This is a genomic window from Streptomyces sp. NPDC043867, from assembly GCF_056435845.1.
In genome coordinates, this window is sequence record NZ_JBWKDS010000023.1 from 48289 (window position 1) to 71385 (window position 23097).

23 protein-coding genes are annotated in these 23097 nt (G+C 73.0%); 11 read left to right on the forward strand and 12 right to left on the reverse strand.

The window, feature by feature from the left end:
• Nucleotides 1-633: 633 nt before the first annotated feature.
• Together AC069T_RS22785 and AC069T_RS22790 are read right to left on the reverse strand one after the other, a co-directional pair.
• Nucleotides 634-1104: a GNAT family N-acetyltransferase gene (locus tag AC069T_RS22785; RefSeq protein WP_478784474.1), complete on the reverse strand. Its 471-nt coding sequence runs from the start codon at nucleotides 1102-1104 to the stop codon at nucleotides 634-636.
• A 1-nt stretch (nucleotide 1105) separates the two neighbouring features.
• Nucleotides 1106-1879 (reverse strand): IclR family transcriptional regulator, encoded by a 774-nt coding sequence (locus tag AC069T_RS22790; protein ID WP_358855708.1) that lies wholly within the window; start codon nucleotides 1877-1879, stop codon nucleotides 1106-1108.
• A 132-nt stretch (nucleotides 1880-2011) separates the two neighbouring features.
• Between AC069T_RS22790 and AC069T_RS22795 the strand changes: the two genes are divergently transcribed.
• The 5 genes from AC069T_RS22795 (at nucleotide 2012) to AC069T_RS22815 (ending at nucleotide 6725) form a co-directional block, all read left to right on the forward strand.
• The gene (locus AC069T_RS22795; protein WP_478784475.1) at nucleotides 2012-3541 is read left to right on the forward strand and encodes an aldehyde dehydrogenase (NADP(+)); all 1530 of its coding nucleotides are present in this window, start codon (nucleotides 2012-2014) and stop codon (nucleotides 3539-3541) included.
• Between the two features lie 26 nt (nucleotides 3542-3567).
• Nucleotides 3568-4176, forward strand: a complete 609-nt coding sequence (locus AC069T_RS22800; protein WP_478784476.1) for a DUF1349 domain-containing protein — start codon at nucleotides 3568-3570, stop codon at nucleotides 4174-4176.
• A 72-nt stretch (nucleotides 4177-4248) separates the two neighbouring features.
• The gene (locus AC069T_RS22805; RefSeq protein WP_478784477.1) at nucleotides 4249-4755 is read left to right on the forward strand and encodes an N-acetyltransferase family protein; all 507 of its coding nucleotides are present in this window, start codon (nucleotides 4249-4251) and stop codon (nucleotides 4753-4755) included.
• Between the two features lie 74 nt (nucleotides 4756-4829).
• Nucleotides 4830-5549: a DsbA family oxidoreductase gene (locus AC069T_RS22810; RefSeq protein ID WP_478784478.1), complete on the forward strand. Its 720-nt coding sequence runs from the start codon at nucleotides 4830-4832 to the stop codon at nucleotides 5547-5549.
• A gap of 126 nt (nucleotides 5550-5675) precedes the next feature.
• The gene (locus AC069T_RS22815) at nucleotides 5676-6725 is read left to right on the forward strand and encodes an aminotransferase class V-fold PLP-dependent enzyme (RefSeq protein WP_478784479.1); all 1050 of its coding nucleotides are present in this window, start codon (nucleotides 5676-5678) and stop codon (nucleotides 6723-6725) included.
• Nucleotides 6726-6792: 67 nt separating this feature from the next.
• Here AC069T_RS22815 and AC069T_RS22820 read toward each other — a convergent pair whose 3' ends face one another.
• From AC069T_RS22820 to AC069T_RS22835, 4 genes are all read right to left on the reverse strand, one after another.
• Nucleotides 6793-7191, reverse strand: a complete 399-nt coding sequence (locus AC069T_RS22820; protein ID WP_476754570.1) for an ectoine synthase — start codon at nucleotides 7189-7191, stop codon at nucleotides 6793-6795.
• 34 nt (nucleotides 7192-7225) lie between these two features.
• A complete protein-coding gene (ectB, locus tag AC069T_RS22825; RefSeq protein WP_478784480.1) occupies nucleotides 7226-8500 on the reverse strand; it encodes a diaminobutyrate--2-oxoglutarate transaminase in 1275 nt (424 codons plus the stop codon).
• Nucleotides 8501-8557: 57 nt separating this feature from the next.
• Complete coding sequence (gene ectA, locus AC069T_RS22830) at nucleotides 8558-9103, reverse strand: diaminobutyrate acetyltransferase (protein WP_478784481.1); 546 nt, start codon at nucleotides 9101-9103, stop codon at nucleotides 8558-8560.
• Between the two features lie 518 nt (nucleotides 9104-9621).
• Nucleotides 9622-10722: a pyridoxal-phosphate-dependent aminotransferase family protein gene (locus AC069T_RS22835; protein ID WP_478784552.1), complete on the reverse strand. Its 1101-nt coding sequence runs from the start codon at nucleotides 10720-10722 to the stop codon at nucleotides 9622-9624.
• A 241-nt stretch (nucleotides 10723-10963) separates the two neighbouring features.
• Between AC069T_RS22835 and AC069T_RS22840 the strand changes: the two genes are divergently transcribed.
• The 5 genes from AC069T_RS22840 to AC069T_RS22860 all read left to right on the forward strand — a co-directional run bounded on the left by AC069T_RS22840 (nucleotide 10964) and on the right by AC069T_RS22860 (nucleotide 15733).
• Nucleotides 10964-11815 carry a transporter substrate-binding domain-containing protein gene (locus AC069T_RS22840; protein WP_478784482.1) on the forward strand — a complete coding sequence of 284 codons (852 nt, stop codon included), beginning with the start codon at nucleotides 10964-10966 and terminating at the stop codon, nucleotides 11813-11815.
• Entirely contained in the window at nucleotides 11812-12645 is an 834-nt protein-coding gene (locus AC069T_RS22845) for an amino acid ABC transporter permease (protein WP_478784483.1), read from the forward strand. The genes AC069T_RS22840 and AC069T_RS22845 overlap by 4 nt, the downstream gene beginning before the upstream one ends.
• Entirely contained in the window at nucleotides 12642-13442 is an 801-nt protein-coding gene (locus AC069T_RS22850; RefSeq protein ID WP_478784484.1) for an amino acid ABC transporter ATP-binding protein, read from the forward strand. The genes AC069T_RS22845 and AC069T_RS22850 overlap by 4 nt, the downstream gene beginning before the upstream one ends.
• Before the next feature lie 34 nt (nucleotides 13443-13476).
• A complete protein-coding gene (locus AC069T_RS22855) occupies nucleotides 13477-14568 on the forward strand; it encodes an amidohydrolase family protein (RefSeq protein WP_478784485.1) in 1092 nt (363 codons plus the stop codon).
• A 268-nt stretch (nucleotides 14569-14836) separates the two neighbouring features.
• Nucleotides 14837-15733, forward strand: a complete 897-nt coding sequence (locus tag AC069T_RS22860) for an SCO1860 family LAETG-anchored protein (RefSeq protein WP_478784486.1) — start codon at nucleotides 14837-14839, stop codon at nucleotides 15731-15733.
• A gap of 30 nt (nucleotides 15734-15763) precedes the next feature.
• On the opposite strand, the gene cobC is transcribed toward AC069T_RS22860, so the two are convergent.
• From cobC to cobM, 6 genes are read right to left on the reverse strand one after another with little or no spacing between them, the layout of a single operon-like run.
• Complete coding sequence (cobC, locus tag AC069T_RS22865) at nucleotides 15764-16900, reverse strand: Rv2231c family pyridoxal phosphate-dependent protein CobC (RefSeq protein WP_478784487.1); 1137 nt, start codon at nucleotides 16898-16900, stop codon at nucleotides 15764-15766.
• Nucleotides 16890-17825 carry a sirohydrochlorin chelatase gene (locus tag AC069T_RS22870; RefSeq protein WP_478784488.1) on the reverse strand — a complete coding sequence of 312 codons (936 nt, stop codon included), beginning with the start codon at nucleotides 17823-17825 and terminating at the stop codon, nucleotides 16890-16892. The genes cobC and AC069T_RS22870 overlap by 11 nt, the downstream gene beginning before the upstream one ends.
• On the reverse strand, nucleotides 17822-18478 hold the full coding sequence (locus AC069T_RS22875; protein WP_478784489.1) for a precorrin-8X methylmutase: 657 nt from the start codon (nucleotides 18476-18478) through the stop codon (nucleotides 17822-17824). Before AC069T_RS22875 ends, AC069T_RS22870 begins: the two co-directional genes overlap by 4 nt.
• Nucleotides 18475-20175: a precorrin-3B C(17)-methyltransferase gene (gene cobJ, locus AC069T_RS22880; protein ID WP_478784490.1), complete on the reverse strand. Its 1701-nt coding sequence runs from the start codon at nucleotides 20173-20175 to the stop codon at nucleotides 18475-18477. The genes AC069T_RS22875 and cobJ overlap by 4 nt, the downstream gene beginning before the upstream one ends.
• Nucleotides 20172-21431 (reverse strand): precorrin-6y C5,15-methyltransferase (decarboxylating) subunit CbiE, encoded by a 1260-nt coding sequence (cbiE, locus tag AC069T_RS22885; RefSeq protein WP_478784491.1) that lies wholly within the window; start codon nucleotides 21429-21431, stop codon nucleotides 20172-20174. Before cbiE ends, cobJ begins: the two co-directional genes overlap by 4 nt.
• Complete coding sequence (gene cobM / locus AC069T_RS22890) at nucleotides 21428-22246, reverse strand: precorrin-4 C(11)-methyltransferase (RefSeq protein WP_358855072.1); 819 nt, start codon at nucleotides 22244-22246, stop codon at nucleotides 21428-21430. Before cobM ends, cbiE begins: the two co-directional genes overlap by 4 nt.
• Before the next feature lie 118 nt (nucleotides 22247-22364).
• On the opposite strand from cobM, the gene AC069T_RS22895 reads away from it, so the two are divergent.
• Entirely contained in the window at nucleotides 22365-23093 is a 729-nt protein-coding gene (locus tag AC069T_RS22895) for a ZIP family metal transporter (protein WP_478784492.1), read from the forward strand.
• The last annotated feature ends 4 nt before the right edge of the window (nucleotides 23094-23097 follow it).

Sequence of the window (23097 nt, forward strand, 5' to 3'; positions counted from 1 at the left end):
GGGGTGCCGATGTGACTGCCCGCGATCCGGGTGGTTTTGGGGCGGAGAGAGGGGAGGCGGGAGCCGAGGGCGACGGCGCGCAGGACGCGGCGCGCGCGGCCGGCCCGGCCGCGCGCGGAGCCCCGGGAGGGTCCGGCGACGGGGGCGGTGGAGGAACCGGATGGAAGCGACATGTCCTCACGGTCCCGCGGCGGTCCCCCGCCCCGCGTCCTGCGTGCCGACGATCCGCCTCCGCCGTGCGGGGGAGAGGAAGGTCGTCCGTCCCGCGAGCCGTCCCGGTGTCCGGGGGTCAGGCCCGCGGGGTGGGTCGACGTCGTGGATCTCCCTCGGCCCGGGGGTCAGGCACGCGGGGTGGGGTCGACGTCGTGGATTTCCTCGGCCTGGGGGTCAGGCACGCGGGGTGGGGTCGACGTCGTGGATTTCCTCGGCCTGGGGGTCAGGCCCGCGGGGTGGGGTCGACGTCGTGGATTTCCTCGGCCCGGGGGTCAGGCCCGCGGGGTGGGGTCGACGTCGTGGATCTCCCTCGGCCCGGGGGTCAGGCACGCGGGGTGGGGACGACCTCGTCGATCTCCTCGGCCCGGGGGTCAGGCCCGCGGGGTGGGGACGACCTCGTCGATCTCCTCGGCCCGGGGGTCAGGCCCGCAGGGTGAGGACGACCTCGTCGATCTCCTCGGCGCGGGCGTCGGCGTAACCGCGGGTGCGGGCCGTCTCGCGGAAGCCGCACCTCTCCAGGACCCGCAGGGACGCCGCGTTGTCCGCGGCGACGCGGGCCTCCAGGGGCCGCTCTGGGACGAGCGCGAGCAGGGCGCGCAGGGCCCGCGTCGCGATGCCCCGGCCCCAGTACGCGCGGTCGATCCAGTACGTCACCTCGCGCTCACCCGGCTCGCCGTACACCGCGGCGCTGCCGACCACGTCGCCGTCCGCGAGGACCGTCCGCACCACGGCGGACGAGGCGCGGACGCGGCGCCAGTGGGCGTCGAACCGGTCCCGGTCGGCCGGGTCCTCGGCCGTGAACGCGGCCATGCGGCTCGACTCGGGGTCGTTCGCCAGCCGGAAGAAGACCGGCAGATCGCTGTCGTGCACCGGGCGCAGGACCACCTCCACCTCAGAGCCTCCGCGTCGCAAGGGTGAGCCGGTCACGGGCGTCGAACAGCGCGTCCTTGACCATCTGCTCGTGGGCGGGCGTGAGCCGCGCCACCGGCACGGAGCAGCTGATCGCGTCCCGCGCGGGCGTGCGGTAGGGGATCGCCACGCCGAAGCAGCGCAGCCCCAGCGTGTTCTCCTCGCGGTCCACCGCGAAGCCCTGCTCCCGCACCTGGTGCAGCTCCTCGATGAGCTTCTCCCGGTCGGTGATGGTGTGCTCGGTCAGCGCCGGCAGCGTCTCCGGGAGCATCTTGCGGACCTGCTCGTCGGTATGGGTGGCGAGCAGCGCCTTGCCCAGGGAGGTGGAGTGCGCGGGAAGCCGCCGTCCCACCCGGGTGAAGGGGCGCAGGTAGTGCTGCGACTGGCGGGTGGCGAGATAGACGACGTTCGTCCCGTCGAGCCGGGCGAGGTGGATCGTCTCCGTCGTGTCGTCCGACAACCGGTCCAGCGTGGGCCGGGCCGCGGCCACCACCTCGTCGCCGTCGATGTAGGACGTGCCGACCAGCAGGGCGCGGACGCCGATGCCGTACCGCGTGCCGGTCGCGTCCGTCTCGACCCAGCCGAGCTCCACCAGCGTGCGCAGCAGCATGTACAGGCTCGACTTGGGGTAGCCGACGGCCTCCTGGACGGCGGCCAGGGAGTGCATTCCGGGCCGGCCGGCGAAGTACTCGAGCAGTTCCACGGTCCGTACCGCGGACTTGACCTGTGCCCCGCCGCCTGTCTCGACTGCCGACATCGCGCTTGACCCCTTCGTTGGACGCGAAATAGTCTCCAACAGCATATTCACCATCAGAGACAGCGTTCAGTATATCGAACGCGTTTGGTGCGTGACACAGGAAGTACGGCATCACATCTGGAGGAACCCGCGGTGGCAGCAGCACCAGTCTGGAGTGTCGACCCCCGTACCGGGAAGCAGCGTGAGCAGGTTGCGGTGGAGGCCACAGCCCAGGAGGTGGACGAGGCCGTCCGCGCCGCGCACGCCGCCAGAGGGGCCCTCGCCGACCGCACCGTACGCGCCGCCTTCCTGCGCACGTCGGCCGACCTGCTCGAAGAGGCCAAGGACCGGCTCGTCGAGGCCGCGGACGCGGAGACCGCGCTCGGCCCGGTCCGCCTCACCGGCGAACTCGCCCGCACCTGCTACCAGCTGCGGGCCTTCGCGGACATCGTCGACGAGGGCGCCTTCCTCGACGTCGTGATCAACCACCCCGACGACACCGCGACCCCGCCGGTACCGGACCTGCGCCGCTACAAGGTGCCCCTGGGCGTCGTCGCCGTCTACTCGGCGTCGAACTTCCCCTTCGCCTTCTCGGTCGCCGGCGGCGACACCGCCAGCGCGCTCGGCGCGGGCTGCCCGGTCGTCGTCAAGGCCCATCCCGACCACCCGGGCCTGTCGGAGCTGGTCGCGTCGACCCTGCGCAGGGCCGCCGCCCGGCACGACATCCCCGCGGGCGTCGTCGGCCTGGTCCACGGCTTCGAGGCGGGCGTCGAACTCGTCAAGCACCCGCTCGTCTCGGCGGCCGGCTTCACGGGCTCGGTCCGCGGCGGCCGTGCCCTCTTCGACGCGGCGGCCGCGCGCCCCGTGCCGATCCCCTTCCACGGCGAGCTCGGCTCGCTCAACCCCGTCGTCATCACCGAGGCCGCCGCCGCCGAGCGCGCCGAGGCGATCGGCACCGGTCTCGCGGGCTCGATGACGCTCGGCGTCGGCCAGTTCTGCGTGAAGCCCGGCCTGGTGCTGGCACCTTCGGGCGACGCCGGTGACAGGCTGCTGAAGTCCCTCACCGACGCCGTCAGCGACACCGAGGCCGGAGTCCTCCTCGATCACCGGATGCGGGACAACTTCCTCGCCGGCGTCGCCGAACGCACCGGCCTCGAAGGCGTCGAGTCCCCGGTCACCCCCGGCGCGGGCGGCGAGCACACGGTGAGCCCCGGCTTCCTGACCGTGCCCGCGCACAAGCTGGCTGCCGAGGGCGAGCACGACCTGCTCCTCGAGGAGTGCTTCGGCCCGCTCACGGTCGTCGCCCGCTACGAGGACGACGCCGAAGCGGGCGCGGTCCTCTCGCGGCTCCCGGGCAACCTGACCGCCACCGTCCACCTCTCCACCGAGGAAGCGGCCGGCGAGGGGCGCGGCGCCGAGATCCTCGCGGAGCTGACCCCGCTCGCGGGCCGTGTCCTGGTCAACGGCTGGCCGACCGGCGTCGCCGTCGCGCCGGCCCAGCACCACGGCGGGCCCTACCCGGCGACCACCTCCACCTCGACCTCCGTGGGCGGTACGGCGATCGAGCGCTGGCTGCGCCCGGTGGCGTACCAGAACGCTCCCGAGGCCCTGCTGCCGCCGGAGCTGCGCGACGACAACCCGCTGGGGCTGCCCCGCCGTTACGACGGGCGGCTCGAACGCTGACCCCGGCCCCCTGGGACACTCGGCGGATGGACGTCGAACTTCCCGAACTCCCCTTCCCTCTCCGCACGTACGGGCCGGACGGCCACTGGTCGTACGAGGACGGAGTGCTCACCGGATGGGCGGGCGCGCGGCAGGACCGCTTCGTGCCGCCCACCGGTGAGGCCCTGGACCCGGCCACCGACGCGCCCCGGCTGCTGGGCGCGCCGGAGGGCGACTTCCAGCTGGTGGCCCGCGTCACGGTCGGTTTCTCCGCCTCCTTCGACGCCGGGGTGCTCTACGTGCACGTGGCGGAGCGGGCCTGGGCGAAGCTCTGCCTGGAGTACTCCCCGGATGTGCCCACCGTCTGCACGGTGGTCACCCGTGGGCACTCCGACGACGCCAACTCCTTCACCGTCGAGGGCAGTTCCGTCTGGCTCCGGATCAGCCGCACGGGTCGTGCCTTCGCCTTCCACGCCTCCCGCGACGGAGTCCGCTGGACCTTCGTCCGGCTGTTCACCCTGGCCGACGAGGAAGCGTCCAAGGCGGCCCTCGTCGGTTTCATGACGCAGTCCCCCCTCGGCGAGGGCTGCGTGGTCAGGTACGACGCCATCGAGTACCGCCCCGCCTGGCCGAAGGACCTGCGGGACGGCAGCTGAGCACCGGGCCGCCCGCCGCACCCGGTTCGAGCGCCGTGGAACCACCGCGCCGCCCGTCACGTCCTCCGTTGCGTGATCGCAGACCGTGTGGCCCGGGTGCACCGGGTGATCAGGACCGCGCTGCCCGCCGAGGCCCCCGCGGTCGCGGCCCTGCACGCCCGGGCCCGGGCAACGTACTACCCGGACGGCCTCCCGGGCGACGGCGCGGACTGGCTCGCCGACTGGCGGAGCGCCATCGGCCGCCCGGAAGGGCACGTGCTGTGCGTGGTCGAGCGCGGCCGGATCGCCGCTCTCGCCTCCTTCCGCACCGCCGAGGGCGCGCCCCGCGACACCGTGAAGCTCTTCCAGTTCCACGTCGACCCCGATCACTGGCGGACCGGCCTCGGCACCGCGCTGCACGCGGCCTGCGTCGAGGAGTGGCAGGCGGACGGGAAGCGCGCGGCCTCGCTGGACGTGCACGTGGAGAACCTGCGCGCCCGGGCCTTCTACGCGCGCCGGGGCTGGGTCCCGGACCCGGAGCACCCGCCCGCCGAGGACGATCACCACCTGGTTCTGCGCTACGCGGTGCCGGGGGAATGACCCCAGCCGCTTGAACGTTCACGTATGTGGCGGAGGGCGTCTCCGTACCCGTACGACCTGGAAGAAGCCGAAGAATGCGCGTCGAGATCTGGAGCGACATCGCCTGCCCGTGGTGCTACGTGGGCAAGGCCCGTTTCGAGAAGGCGCTCGCCGCCTTCCCGCACCGGGCCGAGGTCGAGGTGGTGCACCGCTCCTTCGAGCTGGACCCGACGCGCGCCAAGGGCGACACCGGACTCGTCCTGCCGATGCTGGCCAGGAAGTACGGGATGAGCGAGGCACAGGCGCAGGCCGCCGAGAACAACCTCGGCACGAACGCCGCCGCGGAGGGCCTGGACTACCGCACCGAGGGCCGCGACCACGGCAGCACCTTCGACATGCACCGCCTCCTGCACTTCGCCGGGGAGCAGGGCCGCCAGGACGAACTGATCGACCTCCTCTACCGCGCGAACTTCGCGGAGGAGCGGTCCGTCTTCGACGACGACGAACGGCTCGTGGAACTGGCCGTCGCCGCCGGCCTCGACGCGGACGCGGCCCGCGCGGTCCTCGCCGACCCGGCCGCCTACGCCGAGGCGGTGCGCGCGGACGAGCGAGAGGCCGCCGAGCTGGGCGCGACCGGCGTCCCCTTCTTCGTCCTCGACCGCACGTACGGCATCTCCGGCGCCCAGCCCGCCGAGGTCTTCACCCAGGCCCTGGCCCAGGCCTGGGGCGAGCGGCCGGCGCTGACGCTGATCCAGGAGCCGGGCGGCGACGCGCAGGCCTGCGGCCCCGACGGCTGCGCCGTCCCGGGGAACTGAGCCCGCGGACCGGGCACCCGGCCGACGGAGAAACCGCAGGTCGGGGCCCACGTATAAGCGTTTCTTGGTGAAAGCCCGCAGAAACGGGCAATGGACGGAGGCTTCGCGGGGCCGCAGAGTGGTCCCATGGAGACCTTCGAGAGCCTCGTACGAGCCGAGTTCGCCCCGAAGAACACCTATCTGAACACGGCCAGCACCGGACTGCTGCCGGTCCGGGCGGTCGACGCCGTGCGGGCCGGCGTGGAGTCCGTGGCGGCGGGCCGGCCGCAGGACATGTTCGCGGACGTGGAGGCGTCCCGGGCCGCCTTCGCCCGGCTGGCCGGCGTCCCCGGCAGCCGGGTGGCGGCCGGCGGTTCGGTCGCCGTCTACACCGGTCTGATCGCCGCCTCGCTCCCTGCGGGCGCCGAAGTGCTCACCGCCGAGGCGGACTTCACCTCGGTCGTGAACCCTTTCCACGTGCGCGGCGACCTCAAGGTGCGCGTGGTGCCGCTGGAGCGGATCGCCGAGTCGGTCCGCCCGGGCACGGCACTGGTCGCCGTCAGCGCCGCGCAGTCCGCGGACGGCCGGGTCGCCGACCTGGCCGCGATCCGGGAGGCGGCCCGCACGCACGGGGCGCGGACGTACATCGACGTGTCCCAGGCCGCGGGCTGGCTGCCGATCGACGCGGACGCGTACGACTTCGTGTCCTCCGTCGCCTTCAAGTGGCTCCTCTGCCCGCGGGGCGTGGCCTTCCTGGTCGTCCCGGAGGACTTCGGCGGCCTCACACCCGTCTTCGCGGGCTGGGTCGCGGGCGAGCGCCCCTGGGACAGCTGCTACGGCCCGGTCGAGGAACTCGCCCACTCCGCACGGCGGTTCGACGAGAGTCCCAGCCTCTTCTCGTACGCGGGAGCCCGCCACTCGCTGGCCCTGATCGGGGAACTGGGCGTGGACGCCGTACGGGCCCACGACCTCGCGCTCGCCGACCGGTTCCGGGCGGGGCTGGACAGGCTCGGGCACGCGCCCGTGCCGGCCCCCGGCTCGCCCATCGTCTCCGTCCCGCGGCTCGGCCACCGGCAGCCCGAACTGAGCCGGGCAGGCGTCGAAGTATCCGACCGCGCGGGCAACTTGAGGGCGGCCTTCCACCTCTACAACACCCCCGCCGACGTCGACCGGCTGCTCGACGTCCTGTCCGGCTGACCGCGGGCGGAGAAACGCCCGGGCCGGCACCCCGAGGGGGCCGGCCCGGAACGCGGTGCGCAGCCGCTCAGACCTCCTCGGTCAGCAGCGGGTACACGCCGTTCTCGTCGTGGTCCTCCCGTCCGGTGACCGGCGGGTTGAAGACGCAGACGCACCGGAAGTCGGTCCTGGGACGCATGGTGTGGCGCTCGTGGCCGTCCAGCAGGTACATCGTGCCCGGCGTGATCCAGTGCTTCTCGCCGGTCTCGTCATCGGTCAGCTCGGCCTCGCCCTCCACGCAGAGCACCGCCTCGATGTGGTTCGCGTACCACATCGACGTCTCGGTGCCCGCGTACAGAGTCGTCTCGTGGAGGGAGAACCCGACCTTCTCCTTGGCGAGCACGATGCGCTTGCTCTCCCACGTGCCGGACTTGGCCTTCACATGACGGTCGGTTCCCTCGATGTCCTTGAATGATCGGACGATCACGGTGAGTTGCTGCCTTTCTGTGGTGCGTACGCGGTCAGGCGACCGTCTCGCGGACGGCGCGGGCGAGGGTGCGCAGGCCCTCGTCCAGTTCGTCGGGCGTGATCGTCAGCGCCGGAAGCAGCTTGACGACCTCGCTCTCCGGGCCCGAGGTCTCGATGAGCAGACCGAGCTCGAAGGCGCGCTGCGCGACTCGGCCGGCCCGCTCCTTCTCCTTGAACTCCAGGCCCCAGACGAGGCCGCGGCCCCGGTACTCCTTGATGTCGGCGAGGTTCTCCTCGGTGATGGAGATCAGCGCCTGCTCGACCTGCTCGCCGCGGGTCCGGGTCTGCTTCTCCATCGCGGCCCCGTCGGTCCAGTACGTCTCCAGGGCGGCTGCCGCGGTCACGAACGCCGGGTTGTTGCCGCGGAAGGTGCCGTTGTGCTCGCCCGGCTCCCAGATGTCCAGCTCGGGCTTGAACAGGCACAGCGACATGGGCAGTCCGTAGCCGCTGATGGACTTGGACACGGTGACGATGTCCGGGGTGACGCCCGCCTCCTCGAAGGAGAAGAACGCCCCGGTGCGGCCGCAGCCCATCTGGATGTCGTCGACGATCAGCAGCATGTCCTGGCGCTCGCACAGGTCGGCGAGGGCTCGCAGCCACTCGGGGCGCGCGACGTTGATGCCGCCCTCGCCCTGCACCGTCTCGACGATCACGGCGGCGGGCTTGTTGAGACCGGAGCCCTGGTCCTCGAGCAGCCGCTCGAACCAGAGGAAGTCCGGGACCTGGCCGTCGAAGTAGTTGTCGAACGGCATCGGGGTGCCGTGCACGAGCGGGACACCGGCGCCGGCGCGCTTGAAGGCGTTGCCGGTGACGGCGAGCGAGCCCAGCGACATGCCGTGGAAGGCGTTGGTGAAGGACACGATGGCCTCGCGGCCCTTCACCTTGCGGGCCAGCTTCAGCGCGGACTCCACCGCGTTGGTGCCCGTCGGGCCCGGGAACATGACCTTGTAGGGCAGGTCGCGCGGGCGCAGGACCAGGTTCTGGAAGGACTCCAGGAAGGCGCGCTTGGCGGTCGTCGACATGTCGAGACCGTGGGTGACGCCGTCGCGCTCCAGGTAGTCGATCAGGGCGCGTTTGAGCACGGGGTTGTTGTGGCCGTAGTTGAGCGAACCGGCGCCCGCGAAGAAGTCGAGGTAGGCGTGCCCGTCCTCGTCGTACATGCGGCTGCCCTGGGCGCGGTCGAAGACGGTGGGCCAGCCGCGGCAGTAACTGCGCACCTCCGACTCCACGGTCTCGAAGACGCTCAGGTCGGGCTGGGTGATGGTCACAGCGGATCTCCTCCTGGGAGATGAAGTCGTGGGGGATGCCGGAGAGGGGACGGCGGTTCAGAGAGACAGCGGTCCGATGCGGTGGAGCACCTCGGGGTCGTGCGGTCCGTCGGGGAAATGCCCGGTGTCGAACAGGACCTCCCGCTCCAGGGCCGCGCCGTGGCGTGCGGCGTACGACGCGAACAGGCGCTCGGAGGCGGTGTTGCCCGGCGTGATCGTGGTCTCGACGAACTCGGGCCCGCGCTCGCTCTCCTTCGCCAGCCGGGCGGTCAGCCCGTCGAGCAGCGCGGCGGCGAGTCCGCGTCCGCGGTAGTCGCCGTCGACGGCCACCTGCCACACGAGCAGCGTGTGCGGCTGCTCGGGGCGGACGTAGCCGGTGACGAAACCGACGGGATTCCCCTCCGCGTCCCGGGCCACCGCCGACGTGCCGGCGAAGTCACGGCACCACAGGAGGTAGCTGTACGAGGAGTTCAGGTCGAGGTTTCCGGAGTCCTTGGCGATGCGCCAGAGCGCGGCCCCGTCGGCCACCTCCGGACGGTCGATCCGGAGGCCCTCGGGCATTCCCAGGAATTCCGCTTGCAGGTCTGCTGGTGCGGCGGTCATGCCGATTGAATTTACCCAGCGAAAGTCGAAATTGCATCGTCGGCCGGGGTTACGAACACGCCATACATGTGTTATCACGCGGGCGTGAGTCGCCGGGTTGCACCAAGACTTTATCTGACGTTCTGTCCGTATAAGAAGGGAGGAAACGGACGTCTTGTGGAGTGCATCACAGCGTGGTGACCTGTGTGCGATCGGCCCGGATTCCCTCGGTCGGCGTTCGCGAAATCTTTGCGTTTGGCATCAGCGAAAGCGGGCAGAAGAGCAAAGGGAAGCTATTCCGGATAATACTGAGCGAGTAGGCGGGGAAAGGCGCTTTGCATTGCGCTGCATTTCTGCGGACGTGGCAGATTTCTGCGCTCGGAGAGGTGAGCCGTCCCATGCGCGGCTTGCTCCGGCGCCGTGAGACGCCTCGCGTGAAGGGGCCGACGCGCGCGTACGAGGGGCACGCCCCAACCGGACGGCCGGGGCGCGTCACCCGCCCGGGTACGGACCCGGGCGCGGGACGCACGGGGCCGGGATCACTCCCACACGTCGGACACCGCGCGCCCCGCCGCCTCCAGGTCCACCGCGCCGCCCAGCTCGGCCAGCGCGGACCCCAGCGCCGTCAGGCAGGCCCGCACGACACCGCGCGTCGCGTCCGGACCGTAGTGGTTCACCCGGATCATCTCCTTGGCGAGCGCGCCCCCTCCCGCGACCAGGGGGAGCGCGGGATCGGCGGCCAGGGCCCGCGCCACCAGCCCCGACGCGTCGATCCCGGGCGGCGTCCGCAGCGTGGTCGCCACGGGCGCGGCGTCCGACACCTCGTGCACGTACGGCTCGATGCCCCCGCCCAGTGCGAGGGCGCCCGCGCGCGTGGCCGCCGCCGCCGAGGCGTGGCGGGCCATCACCGCGGCCGGCCCCTCGGCCTCGATGCGCTCGACGCACGCCTCGAGCGCCAGCATCTCCAGCTGTGCGGGCGCGTGCAGCAGCGCCTTGCGGCCGCCGTCGATCCACCGCTCCTTCCAGTCCAGAAGGGAGAGGTACGACCGGCGCGGGGCCGCCGGGTTCGCCGCCATCCGCGCCCAGGCCCGCTCACTCACGGACACCGCCGACACGCCCGCGGGCCCGCCCATCGCCTTCTGGGCCCCGATGACGCACAGGTCCACGCCCCACGCGTCCGGCAGTACCGGCTCGGCGCCGATCGAGGCGACGGCGTCCAGGTAGAACAGCGCGCCGTGCTCCCGTACCACCTCGCCGATCGCGCCGACCGGGTTCGTGTTGCCGGTGGCCGCCTCGGCGTGCACGAGCGAGACGAAGTCGATCCCCGGGTGCTCGGCGAACGCCGCGCGGACCTGCTCGGCCGTGACGGCCGCGTGGAAGGCCACGGCGAGGTCGATCACCCGCGCCCCGCAGTCCCGCAGCCAGTCGCCGAACGTCTGCCCGTACGGGCCGGTGACGATGTTGAGAGCCGTCGTCCCCGGTCCCGCGGTGGCGCGGATCGCGCCCTCCAGCGGAAGCAGCGCCTCGCCCTGCATGATCACGACGTCCTGCCCGGTGGACAGCAGCCGGGCCACCCGGTCCTCGATCGACGCGAAGTGCGCCGCGGTCAAGGGGGTCAGGTCCAGGAAGGGGTGGGTCACGGCGACGCTCTCTTCACTCACGGGTTCCAGTACGCGGATTCCAGTACGTGGATACGCGGTATGAGCGTAACGGGCGGTCCCGCGGCGGCCCGGCAAGGTCCAGACGGCCGCAGTCGGCGCCCCGTGCCCCCTCCGGGGCCGGGATCCGAGGCCGGACGGCCCAGCCACCATCGGATTGATTTGAGCAACCCAAACCTTTCCTTATAATCGGAACCCTCAGTTCCCTCACAGGAGGTCCCCCGTGAACTCGGTCCTCGGACGCCGGACCCGCATTCTGGCCGCCACCACCGCGACGGCCGGGCTGCTGCTCGTGGCCGGCTGCTCCTCGGACGACGACGGGGGCAAGAAGACCACCGCCGGCGGGGTCACGCTGGTCAAGGGCGGTCAGCTCACCACCTGCACCCACCTGCCGTACCCGCCCTTCCAGTCGGAGGTCGACGGCAAGGTGCAGGGCTTCGACGTCTCCCTCATCGACCTGGTCGCCCAGGACCTCGGCGTGAAGCAGGCCATCGTCGACACGCCGTTCGAGAACTTCAAGACCGGCGCGTTCCTCAACTCCGGCCAGTGCGACCTCGCCGCCGCCGGCATGACCATCACCGAGGAGCGCAAGAAGAACGTCGACTTCTCCGACCCGTACTTCGACGCCACCCAGGCCGTCCTGGTCGACAGGAAGAGCGGTGTCGACTCCCTGGCGGACGTGAAGTCCAAGGGGAGGAAGCTCGGCGCCCAGGCGCAGACGACGGGCGAGGACTACGCGAAGAAGCAGGGCTTCGACCCGGTCTCCTTCGAGTCCTCGGACGCGGTCATCAACGGCCTGCGCTCCGGCCAGGTCCAGGCCGTCATCATCGACTACCCGGTCGTCCAGGGCTGGCTCAAGGACAAGGCGAACGCCGACGCCTTCAAGGTGGTGGGCAACCTCAACACCGGTGAGCAGTACGGCTTCACGGTGAAGAAGGGCAACACCAAGCTGGTCGCCGCCGTCAACAAGGCGCTCAAGGACGCCAAGGCCGACGGCACGTACAAGAAGCTGTACGAGAAGTGGATCGGCCCGTACGACGAGTCCGCGGCGACCGCCTCCCCGTCCGCCTCATGAGTGAAGCCGGCACCACGGTCCAGCCCCGCAAGTCCGGCCTGACCCGGCGGCAGAAGCGTGCCGTGTCGCGCGGTGTCCAGTACGTCGTGTTCGTCGCCGCCCTGATCGCCTTCGCGTTCACGGCGGACTGGGGGCGGCTGAAGAACCAGTTCGCGCAGTGGGACCTGGTCCGGCAGATGTTCCCGGACGTCATCACGCTGGCGCTGAAGAACACCGTGCTGTACACGATGTCCGGCTTCGTCTTCGGCCTCGTGCTCGGCATGGTCATCGCCCTCATGCGGCTGTCGCCGGTGGGCCCCTACCGCTGGCTCTCCGGCATCTACATCGAGGTCTTCCGCGGGCTGCCGGCCCTGCTGATCTTCGTCTTCGTGGGCGTCGCCGTACCGCTGGCGTTCCCCGGCACGGAGATCCCGGGCGGCACCTACGGCAAGGTGGCGCTCGCACTCGGCCTGGTCTCCGCCGCGTACATGGCGGAGACGATCCGCGCCGGCATCCAGGCGGTGCCCAAGGGACAGATGGAGGCGGCCCGTTCCCTGGGCTTCTCGCACGCCCGGGCCATGGTTTCGATCATCATCCCGCAGGCGTTCCGCATCGTGATCCCGCCTCTCACCAACGAACTGGTCCTCCTCTTCAAGGACTCCTCGCTGGTGCTGTTCCTCGGTGTCACGCTGGAGGAGCGCGAACTCACCAAGTTCGGCCGCGACCTGGCCAGCCAGACCGCCAACTCCACGCCGATCCTGGTCGCGGGTCTGTGCTACCTGCTCGTGACCGTGCCGCTCGGCTTCGTCGTGCGGCGCCTGGAGGCCAAGGCCGGGGAGGCCACCAAGTGAGCACGTCCAGCACACCGGAGATCCAGGTCAAGGGGCTGCACAAGTCCTTCGGCGACAACGAGGTGCTGCGCGGCATCGACCTGGAGATCGGCACCGGCGAGGTGGTCTGCGTGATCGGCCCGTCCGGTTCCGGCAAGTCGACCCTGCTGCGCTGCGTGAACCTCCTCGAGGAGCCCACGAAGGGGCAGGTCTTCGTCGGCGGCACCGAGGTCACGCACCCCGACGTCGACATCGACGCCGTCCGCCGCCGGATCGGCATGGTCTTCCAGGCGTTCAACCTCTTCCCGCACCTCACGGTGACCGAGAACCTCGCGCTGCCGCAGCGCCGGGTCCTTCGCCGCGACAAGGCGCAGGCGGCCCGGGTGGCCGCCGAGAACCTGCGCCGGGTGGGCCTGTCCGAGAAGGCCGACGCGTACCCCGCCTCGCTGTCCGGCGGCCAGCAGCAGCGGGTGGCGATCGCCCGGGCGCTGGCGATGGGCCCGGAGGTGATGCTCTTCGACGAGCCGACCTCGGCCCTCGACCCGGAGCTCGTCGGGGACGTGCTCGCCGTCATGCGGATGCTCGCGAACGAGGGCATGACCATGATGGTCGTCACCCACGAGATGAGCTTCGCCCGCGAGGTCGCCGACCGGGTCGTCTTCATGGACGGCGGTGTGGTCGTCGAGGAGGGCGCCCCCGCACAGGTCATCGGCAACCCCGGCCACGAGCGCACCCGGCACTTCCTGTCCCGGCTGCTGGACCCGGCGATGGCGGACGTGGAAGAGGGCACGGCCGGGACGGTCGAGAAGGGCCTCTAGCCGCGACACGAGGGCCAGGAACTAGGGTGCGGTCATGAGTGATCGCGCGGTGCTGCACGTGAAGGGGCGGGTGCTCGTCGGCCCCGACGACGTCCGGGACGAACTGTGGGTCGTCGGCGGGAGGATCTCCTACGAGCGCCCCGCCGGCGCCCGCGACGTCCGCACCGTGCAGGGCTGGGCGCTGCCCGGTCTCGTCGACGCGCACTGCCACGTCGGGCTCGGACCGCACGGGCCGGTGCCCGAGGACGTCGCGGAGAAGCAGGCGCTCACCGACCGCGAGGCGGGCACCCTGCTGATCCGGGACGCCGGCTCGCCGTCCGACACCCGCTGGACCGACGACCGCGACGACCTCCCGAAGATCATCCGGGCGGGCCGGCACATCGCCCGCACCCGCCGCTACATCCGTGGCTTCGCCCACGAGATCGAGCCCGGGGACCTCGTCGCGTACGTGGCCCGGGAGGCCCGGCGCGGCGACGGCTGGGTGAAGCTGGTGGGCGACTGGATCGACCGCGGTACGGGCGACCTGAGCGCCTGCTGGCCGCGGGACGCCGTCGAGGCGGCGATCGCCGAGGCCCACCGGCTCGGCGCCCGCGTCACCGCCCACTGCTTCGCCGAGGACTCCCTGCGGGACCTGGTCGAGGCGGGCATCGACTGCGTCGAGCACGCGACCGGTCTGACCGAGGACACCATCCCGCTCTTCGCCGAGCGGGGCGTCGCCATCGTCCCCACGCTCGTCAACATCGCCACCTTCCCGCGGCTCGCGGCGGGCGGCGACGCCAAGTACCCCGCCTGGTCGGCGCACATGCGACGGCTGCACGAGCGGCGCTACGACACGGTACGGGCCGCCTACGACGCCGGAATCCCGGTCTACGTCGGCACCGACGCGGGAGGCTCCCTCGCGCACGGCCTGGTCGCGGGCGAGGTCGCCGAACTCGTCACCGCCGGCATCCCGCCGCTGGCGGCGCTGTCCGCGACCGCATGGGACGCCCGGCGCTGGCTGGGCAGGCCGGGACTCGACGAGGGGGCACCCGCGGACCTCGTGGTCTACGCCGAGGATCCCCGCGCGGACGTCCGCGTGCTCGCCGCGCCGCGCCGGGTGATCCTGAACGGCAACCCCGTCGGCTGACCTCACGCGCACCTCCCCGGTTGACGCGGCGTGACGGCGGGCCGACGGGCTCGTTGAGCACCCCACTTCGTGCACCGGGGCGTCAACCGGCGTGTTCCCACGGGGGAGTTGCGTGGGGGACGAGGGCGAACACCCGTGCCGGGGGATTCGAAGAAACGCACGGAAATCCCACGTTGGAGTGAAGTGACGTCAGGTCGCTGACCGTTCACTCTCCGTGCGTAATTCTTGCCGGGTCCCAAGTCTGTTCTCCCCTGGGGGTCCCACCACCGTGAACGGCAACCACTTCCGCATGCCCGCACGCCGCCTCGCCGCGACCGCCGCGGCCACCGCCCTGGCCGCGGGTCCCGCGGCCCTGACCGGCGCGGGCCCCGCCCACGCGGCCACCGGCCACGGCCGCGCGAGCGCCGTCGTGCTGCGCACCGGGCTCGACGTCTCCCTGCTCAGCAAGTCCGTGAACCTCCCGCTCGCGGTCTCCCTGAACGAGGTCCAGGCACCGCGCAGCGCCCACAGGACCGCGCTCGCCGCCCGGCTGGACGGCGTCGCCGGCGGGCGTCCGTTCAGCGTGCTGAGCGCGGACGTCGCCACGGCCGACGCGACGGTCTCCGCCCGGAAGGCCGAGGGCCGCACCCGCCTCGCGCACGCCGAGCTCCACGTACCGGGGCTGCCGCTGCTCTCCCTCATCGAGGTCGAGCAGGTCACCGCCAGGGCGACCTGCGAGGCGGGCGGAAAGCCGGTGGCCGCCGCCGATCTGCTCGGCCCGGTCACCGTCCTCGGCAAGAAGGTGACGCTGACGGCCGGCGGTCCCACACAGGTGCGGGTGCCGGGCGTCGGCGAGGTCCGCCTCGACCTGTCCAGCACGCGGACCACGTCCCGCACGGCCGCCGCCACGGCGCTCGAACTGAGAGTCTCCATCAACCCGTTGAAGCTGAACGTGGCCGAGGTCGAGGGCACGCTGACCCTGGCCGCCGCGACCTGCGAGTCGCCCGCGGCGCCCGCGAAGGGCACCGAGCCCGTGTCCGAGGCCGAGCCGCAGGGCGCACCGGGCGAGGCCGGCCTCGCCGACACCGGCGCCGGTTCGGTGACGCCGTACCTCGCGGGCGGCGCGGTGGCGCTGCTCGCCGTCGGCGGGGCAGGGGTGCTCCTGTCCCGTAGGAACCGCGGCTGACGCCGGGGCCCCCTGAGCAGGCCCCTCGCCTCACCCGTCGGCCCGCGTCACCGCCCGGTCCAGCGCCTGAAGGAAACGATTCACCGTCGGCCGGTCCCGCACCGCGAGCCGCAGCCACTCCTCTCCCAGTCCCGGGAAGGTGTCGCCGCGCCGCACGGCGAAGCCCAGGTCCCGCAGGTGACGGCGTACGGCCCCCGCCCGGGGCAGCCGCACGAGCACGAAAGAGGCCTCCGCGGGCTCCACCACCCGCAGCCCGTCGGACGCGAACTCCCGCAGCCCGGCGACCAGGTGGGCCCGGTCCGCGGCGATGCGGTGCGCCGCGTGACCGGCCTCCGCGAGGGCCTGGGAGGACACGCACGCCCGCGCCGCGGCGAGGGCGGGCGTGGAGACCGGCCACAACGGCTGGGCCCGCTCCAGTTCCGTGACCGTCCCAGGGGCGGCCAGCACGTACCCGATGCGCAGCCCCGCCAGACCCCACGTCTTGGTGAGGCTGCGCAGCACCACGAGCCCGGGCACGTCCGTCCGCCCGGCCAGGGCCTCGCGCTCGCCGGGCACCGCGTCCATGAACGCCTCGTCGACGACCAGCACCCGCCCGGGACGGGCGAGTCCGGCGATCACCTCGGCCGGATGCAGCACGGACGTCGGGTTCGTCGGGTTGCCGATCACGACCAGGTCCGCGTCCTGCGGGACGGCCGCCGGGTCGAGCCGGAAACCGTCCTCCTCGCGCAGCAGCACCCGCTCCACGGTGTGCCCGGCGTCCCGCAGTGCCGCCTCCGGCTCGGTGAACTGCGGGTGCACCACCACGGGGTGACGCACCTTCAGGGCACGGGCGAGCAGGACGAAGGCCTCCGCCGCGCCGGCGGTGAGCAGCACGTGCTCCACGGGGAGCCCGTGCCGGGCGGCCACCGCGGCCCGCGCGGCCCGCCCGTCCGGGTACGCGGCGAGCCCCGTCAGCGACTCGGCGATCCGCTCGCGCAGCCACACCGGCGGCGTGTCCGCACGGACGTTCACGGCCAGATCGGTGAGCGCGGAGCCGTCGTCCCGGACCTCCGCGTCACCGTGATGACGCAGATCGTGCGCGGCCCCCTCGGCAGCGTCCGCAGCAGCAGCAGCAGCAGAAGCAGCGGCAGCGTCCGCGCCGGGACCGGGCGTGCCCTCAGTGGGCATGGGAGTGCGAGTGCGCGGTGTCCCCGTGGTGCCCGTGATGGTGGTGGCCGTCGTCGTCCGGGTGGAAGTGCGGCTGCTGCGCCATGCCGACCTTGTCCTCGAAACCGGGCAGGGCGATGCGGTAGACGCACGAGTCGCAGTTCATCCTGAGGTCGCCCTCGACCGCCTCCCGGTAACGCTCCATCACCAGGTCGAGCAGCTCCGGCTCGGGGCCGATCACGTCGGCGGAGCGGACCTCCACCTCGGGGTGCGCGGCCGCCCAGCCCTCGGTCTGCTGCCGCACCCGGTCCGGGAGGATCCCGGTGAAGAGGAAGTACGGGAGCACGACGACGCGCCGCGCGCCCAGCCTCACGCAGCGGTCGAGGCCGGACGGCACGTCGGGCGCCGCCAGCGACACGAACGCGGTCTCCACACCGGCGTAGCCCCGGCCCTCCCACAGCAGCCGCGCCGCCTTGTACACCTCGGCGTTGGCGTCCGGGTCGGTGGACCCGCGCCCGACGAGCAGCACGGTCACGTCGGCGCGGTCCTGGGGCGTACGCGCCGGCCCGTCGCCCAGCGCCTCGTCGAGCCGCCGCTCCAGCACGGCCAGCAGCGCGGGGTGCGGCCCCAGCGGACGCCCGTACGTGTACGAGATCCCGGGGTGCCGCTCCTTCTCGCGGTTCAGCGCCGCCGGGATGTCGCCCTTGGCGTGCCCGGCGGACACCAGCATCAGCGGGACGGCGGCGAACCGCCGCACCCCCCGCGCCACGAGCTCGCCCACCGCCTCGGTGAGCGGGGGCGGCGACAGCTCGATGAACCCCCCGGCGACGGGCAGTTCGGGGTGACGGCGCCCCAGCTCCCGTACGAAGGCGCGGAAGGCCTCGGCTCCGGCCTCGTCCCGGGTGCCGTGTCCGGCGATGAGCAGGGCGGGGGCAGGAATGGTCACGATTTCTCCTTGGCGGCCGGTGCGGCCTCGGCGGTCGAAGCGGCCCCGGCGGCCGGTGCGACGGGGTGGTACAGCAGGGCGTTCAGCGCGGCCGCGGCGACCGCGGAACCGCCCTTCTCGGACACGTTGCTGACAGCGGGCAGCCCGCTCTCGCGCAACGCGGCCTTGGACTCGGCCGCGCCGACGAAACCGACGGGCAGACCGATGACGAGCGCGGGATCGGCGTGGAGCGTGAGCAGCTCCTCCAGGGCGGTCGGCGCACAGCCGATGACCCAGATCGCGCCGGGGCCGACGTCCTCGAGGGCGAGGCGGATCGCGTGCGCCGAACGGGTCAGCCCCGGCCCGGACCTGGCGTCCCTCAGCCGGCACACGGTGTCGCGCCGGGTGATCCCCGCCGCGACCATCTCCACGTCCACGACGACGGGCGCCCCGGAGTGCAGCGCGGCGTGCGCCCGCTCCAGCTCCCGCTCGTCCATGACGAGATCGTCGGCGTACTCGAGGTCGGCCGCCGAGTGGATCACCCGTTCCACGACCGCCCGGGTCAGCGGCGGGAAACCGGAGGTGTCCAGGCGGGCCCGCAGCCGCCGGAAGGACTCCTGCTCGATGGGGTGCACGACCCGGCTCGCGGGCTGTTCCTGGTTGCTCGGCCTCACTTGGGCTCCTCCTGCCAGCGGTAGCCGCGCGGCGTCACCATCCGCCCGGCGATCTCACGCGTCGCCGTGTTGCCCACGGTCACCACGGTCATCATGTCCACCACGGCCGGGTCGAGTTCCGACAGCGTGGTGAGACGGCTGCTCCCGTCCGGGCGCGAGGCGTTCCGTACTACTCCGACCGGCGTCGACGGCTCCCGGTGCTCCGCGAGGATCGCGAGGGCCTTCGGCAGCTGCCAGTCGCGGCCCCGGCTGCGCGGGTTGTAGAAGGTCACCACGAGGTCGGCCTCGGCGGCGGCACGCACCCGCCGCTCGATGACCTCCCACGGCGTGTGCAGGTCGGACAGGCTGATCGACACGTGGTCGTGCCCGAGGGGCGCCCCCAGGATCGCTGCGGCCGCGAGCGCGGCCGTCACGCCGGGCACCCCGACCACGTCGATGTCGTCGGACGCCTCGGCCAGCGCGGGCGACGCCATCGCGTACACGCCCGCGTCCCCGCTGCCGATCAGCGCGACGGCCTGCCCGCGGCGGGCCTCCGCGACCGCGGTGCGGGCCCGCTCCTCCTCGGCGCCGAGCCCCGACTCCAGGATCCGGGTGCCGGGGCGCAGCAGGTCGCGGATCTGGTCGACGTACTGGTCGAGCCCGATGAGCACGGCGGCGCGCCGCAGTTCCTCCGCCGCCCGCGGGGTGAGCAGGTCGCGTGCTCCCGGACCGAGCCCGACCACGGCCAGCCGGCCGCGCGCCGCCCGCCGCACGACGGCACAGGTCGCCATCGCGGGCTGCCCGTCCGGCCGTACCGACTTCCGTTTGGGGACGAGGAGTTCACCCCCGCGGGCCAGCGCGGCGGCCTCCGCCACGGACGGCGTGCCGACCGCGGCGAGGGGCGCGTCCGAGGGGTTCGGCACCTCGACCGCCGACAGCTCCTCGGCCGGGTACGTCACCACGGGCACCCCGAGGCGTTCGGCGGCCCCGACGATGCCCGGCTCGCCGGCCTTGGCGTCGACGGTGGCGAGCTCGGCGACGGACCGCACGGACAGTCCGGCGTCCCGCAACGCGTCCTCGACCAGGGCGAGCACCTCGTCCACGGGGGCACCCCTGGAGGCCCCGACGCCGACGACGAGGGAGGGCGGCCGCAGCAGCACCTCGTGCTCGGCGTGCCCGACGGCACGGTCGGTGACGCGGATCCGGTACGTGCCGTGCGTCCCCACGGGCAGCGGCGGAAGGGGCCAGGCCAGCTCCGCGTCCAGCGCGACGGGCTCCCCGTCGAGCAGCGCCCGCGACACCGCCGCGACATCCCCCTCCACGGGGAGTCCGAGCGTGTCGAGACCGGGCATGCCGACCGCGTCCGTCGCGGTGGTCACCACCGGTTCGGCGCCCAGCACCGCGCCGACCTCCCGCGCGAGTTCGTTCGCGCCGCCGGCGTGGCCGCCGACCAGGGACACGGCGAACCGTCCGGCCTCGTCGACGCACACGATCCCCGGGTCGGACGTCTTGTCACCCAGCAGCGGCGCGACGAGCCGCACCACCGCGCCCGTGGCCAGGAAGCACACCAGCCGGTCGCACTCGGCGAAGGCCAGCCGCACGGCGTCCCCGGCACGACCGCCGGACCCGTCGTACACCCGGGTGTGCCCGGGCCAGGCCGCGGCCAGCCGGTCACGGGCGGCCGCGCCCGCCGCCGTCGCGGAAATCAGGCCGATCACTGAGGGACTCCTTCGGTACGGGCCGGAGGCCGGACGCCCCACAGCAGGAAAACGGGATTGGTCGCGGCGAGCCGGGTGACGTCGCCCGGCAGCGGCGCGAGCCGGGAGGACTGCAGCAGCACGCCGTCGCAGTCGAACCCGGCGGCGGTGAGCGCGTCACGGACCGCGGGCACCCGGTCGAGCGCGGCCATGGCGACCACGACCGCCCGCCGGGCCCGGCGCGCGCACGCCGTGACGATGCCGGGCAGCTCGCGTCCCCCGCCGCCGACGAAGACGGCGTCCGGATCGTCCAGGTCGGACAGCACCGTGGGCGCGGCGCCGTGCACGACCTGCACGTCCACGCCGTGCGCCGCCGCATTGGCGCGGATGCGTTCCACGCCGTCCCGCGTCTTCTCTATCGCGGTGACGGCGGCACCGAACCGCGCGCACTCGACCGCCACGGACCCGGAACCGGATCCCACGTCCCAGACGAGGTCGCCGAGCCGCGGGCCGAGCCGGGCCAGCGCCAGCGCCCGCACCTCGAACTTGGTGATCATCGAGTCGCGATGCGTGAACTCGCTCTCGGCCAGGGCCCATCGGCCGGGTCCGGGGGGCGGCCCCGCCACCGTACGGGCGGGTGCCGGGGCGTACGAGGTGTCCAGGCACACGACGACGCTCACCGCCGTGCCCCAGTCGCGGGCCGCCGCCTCGGCGGGCGTGACCCGCTCCACCCGCTCGTGCCCCGGGTCGCCGAGGCGGCTCGCCACGACGAGGACCCGCTCGCCGGAGCGGTAGGCCAGCGCGGCGCCCAGCTCGGCGGGCCCGGCGCCGGGCCCGGTCAGCACGGCCACCTTGGGGTGCGCGCGGCAGACGTTGACGGCGGTGCGCAGGTCACGCCCGTGGGCGCTCACCACGACCGCGTCGTCCCAGGTCAGGCCGAGCCGGGCGAAGGCGGCGGCGACGGAGGACACCCCGGGGGAGACCGTCAGGTTCCCGGATCCGAACCGTTCCGCCAGCGCGCGCACGATCCCGAAGAACCCGGGGTCTCCGGAGGCGAGCACCACGACCGGCAGTTCGTCGCCGTGCTTGTCCAGGTGCCGCTCGATCGCGTCCAGGGCGGGCGCCAGCGGCCCGAGCACGATCCGCTCCGCCGTCTCCGGCAGCCGGGCGGCCGCCAGATGCCGCCGGCCGCCCACGACGAGCCCCGCCCGCGCGAGGGCCGCCCCGGCGTCCGCGGAGAGGGGCGCCCCCGTCCCCGTACCGACGACGGTGATCACGTCGTCGCACCTCGTGCGCGCAGCGCCTTGCGGGCCTCGGGGTCGGCCTTGCGGAAACCGTGGAAGTGGCCGGGGTGGTACAGGTGCGAGCGGGTGCCGCTCGCGTCGAGCGCCGGTCCGACCAGGAAGAGGGTGTGCTTCCAGAGCTTGTGCTCCTTGACGGTCTCCTCCAGGGTGCCGATCGTGCACTTCACGACCAGCTCCTCCGGCCAGGTCGCCTGGTAGGCGACCACGACCGGCGTCGAGGTGGGATAGCCGCCCTCCAGCAGCTCCCTGACCAGCTGCCCGCTGCGGGCGGCGGACAGGAACAGCGCCATCGTCGTGCCGTGCTTCGCGAACTCCCGCACCTCCTCCCCGGGCGGCATCGGCGTCTTGCCGCCGCCGAGCCGGGTGAGGATCACGGACTGCGCGACCTCGGGGATCGTCAGCTCCCGCTGGGCGAGCGCGGCGACGGCGGAGAAGGACGAGACACCGGGGACGATCTCCGTCTCGACGCCCAGCTCGGCGCACCGGTCGACCTGCTCCTGCGTGCCGCCCCACAGCGCGGGGTCGCCGGAGTGGATCCGGGCCACCTTCAGCCCTTCCGCGGCGGCCCGCTCGTACACGGCGACGACGTCCTCCAGGGACATCGTCGCCGAGTCCAGGATCTCGGCGCCCTCGTGCGCGTGGTCGAGGACCTCCGCCTGCACCAGGCTGGCCGCCCAGATCACGATGTCCGCGTCCGCGATGGCGCGCGCGGCGCGGAACGTCAACAGGTCGGCGGCGCCGGGGCCGGCACCGACGAAGGTCACCTTGCCGGTGGGGGCATCGGCCATGGGAATCGGTCCTCTCCTACAGATGTACGAACTGCCGGGTGCGCGCGTGGCGCGGAAGTCAGGGGGCGGGCAGCCGTCGGACGTGCGTGAACGGGGGTTGATCGGATAGCAAGGGCGTATGGCGGTCTTCGTCGCGCTCGGCGCGTTCCTGATGACGCTGGCCGGCGGCTGGACGGCACAGCGCGTGACCGACCGTCGTCACCTGGTGCTGGGCCTGGCCGGCGGCCTGATGCTGGGCGTGGTCGGCCTGGATCTGCTCCCCGAGGCGCTGGAGGCCGCGGGCGAGGAGATCTTCGGCGTACCGGCCGCCCTGCTGCTGTTCGTGGCCGGCTTCCTGCTCGCCCATCTGGGGGAACGGCTGCTCGCCACCCGCCGGGTCGCCCACGGCGGCGCGGAGCACGACTCCCGGGCGCCCGAGGTGGGTCTGACGGCGGCGGCCGCGATGGTCGGGCACAGCGCCATGGACGGAGTGGCGATCGGCGCCGCGTTCCAGGTCGGCGGCGGGATGGGTCTCGCGGTGGCACTGGCCGTGATCGCCCACGACTTCGCGGACGGCTTCAACACCTACACGATCACGAGCCTGTACGGGAACGCCCGCCGCAAGGCGATCGGCATGCTCGTCGCGGACGCGGTGGCCCCGGTCGTCGGCGCCGCCTCGACACTGTTCATCAGCATCCCGGAGCGGGCGCTCGGCTGCTATCTCGGTCTCTTCGGCGGCGTGCTGCTCTATCTCGCCGCCGCGGAGATCCTGCCCGAGGCGCACCACGAGCACCCGGCCCGCTCCACCCTGCTGTGCACGGTGGCGGGCGCGGCGTTCATCTGGCTCGTGGTGGGCATCGCGGACTGACGGC

Coding starts and splice junctions, on each gene's coding strand:
- AC069T_RS22790 (WP_358855708.1), bottom strand. CDS start 1,879: ATGTCGGCAGTCGAGACAGGCGGCGGGGCACAGGTCAAGTCCGCGGTA.
- AC069T_RS22800 (WP_478784476.1), top strand. CDS start 3,568: ATGGACGTCGAACTTCCCGAACTCCCCTTCCCTCTCCGCACGTACGGG.
- AC069T_RS22810 (WP_478784478.1), top strand. CDS start 4,830: ATGCGCGTCGAGATCTGGAGCGACATCGCCTGCCCGTGGTGCTACGTG.
- AC069T_RS22815 (WP_478784479.1), top strand. CDS start 5,676: ATGGAGACCTTCGAGAGCCTCGTACGAGCCGAGTTCGCCCCGAAGAAC.
- ectA (WP_478784481.1), bottom strand. CDS start 9,103: ATGACCGCCGCACCAGCAGACCTGCAAGCGGAATTCCTGGGAATGCCC.
- AC069T_RS22845 (WP_478784483.1), top strand. CDS start 11,812: ATGAGTGAAGCCGGCACCACGGTCCAGCCCCGCAAGTCCGGCCTGACC.
- AC069T_RS22855 (WP_478784485.1), top strand. CDS start 13,477: ATGAGTGATCGCGCGGTGCTGCACGTGAAGGGGCGGGTGCTCGTCGGC.
- cobC (WP_478784487.1), bottom strand. CDS start 16,900: ATGCCCACTGAGGGCACGCCCGGTCCCGGCGCGGACGCTGCCGCTGCT.
- cobM (WP_358855072.1), bottom strand. CDS start 22,246: ATGGCCGATGCCCCCACCGGCAAGGTGACCTTCGTCGGTGCCGGCCCC.
- AC069T_RS22895 (WP_478784492.1), top strand. CDS start 22,365: ATGGCGGTCTTCGTCGCGCTCGGCGCGTTCCTGATGACGCTGGCCGGC.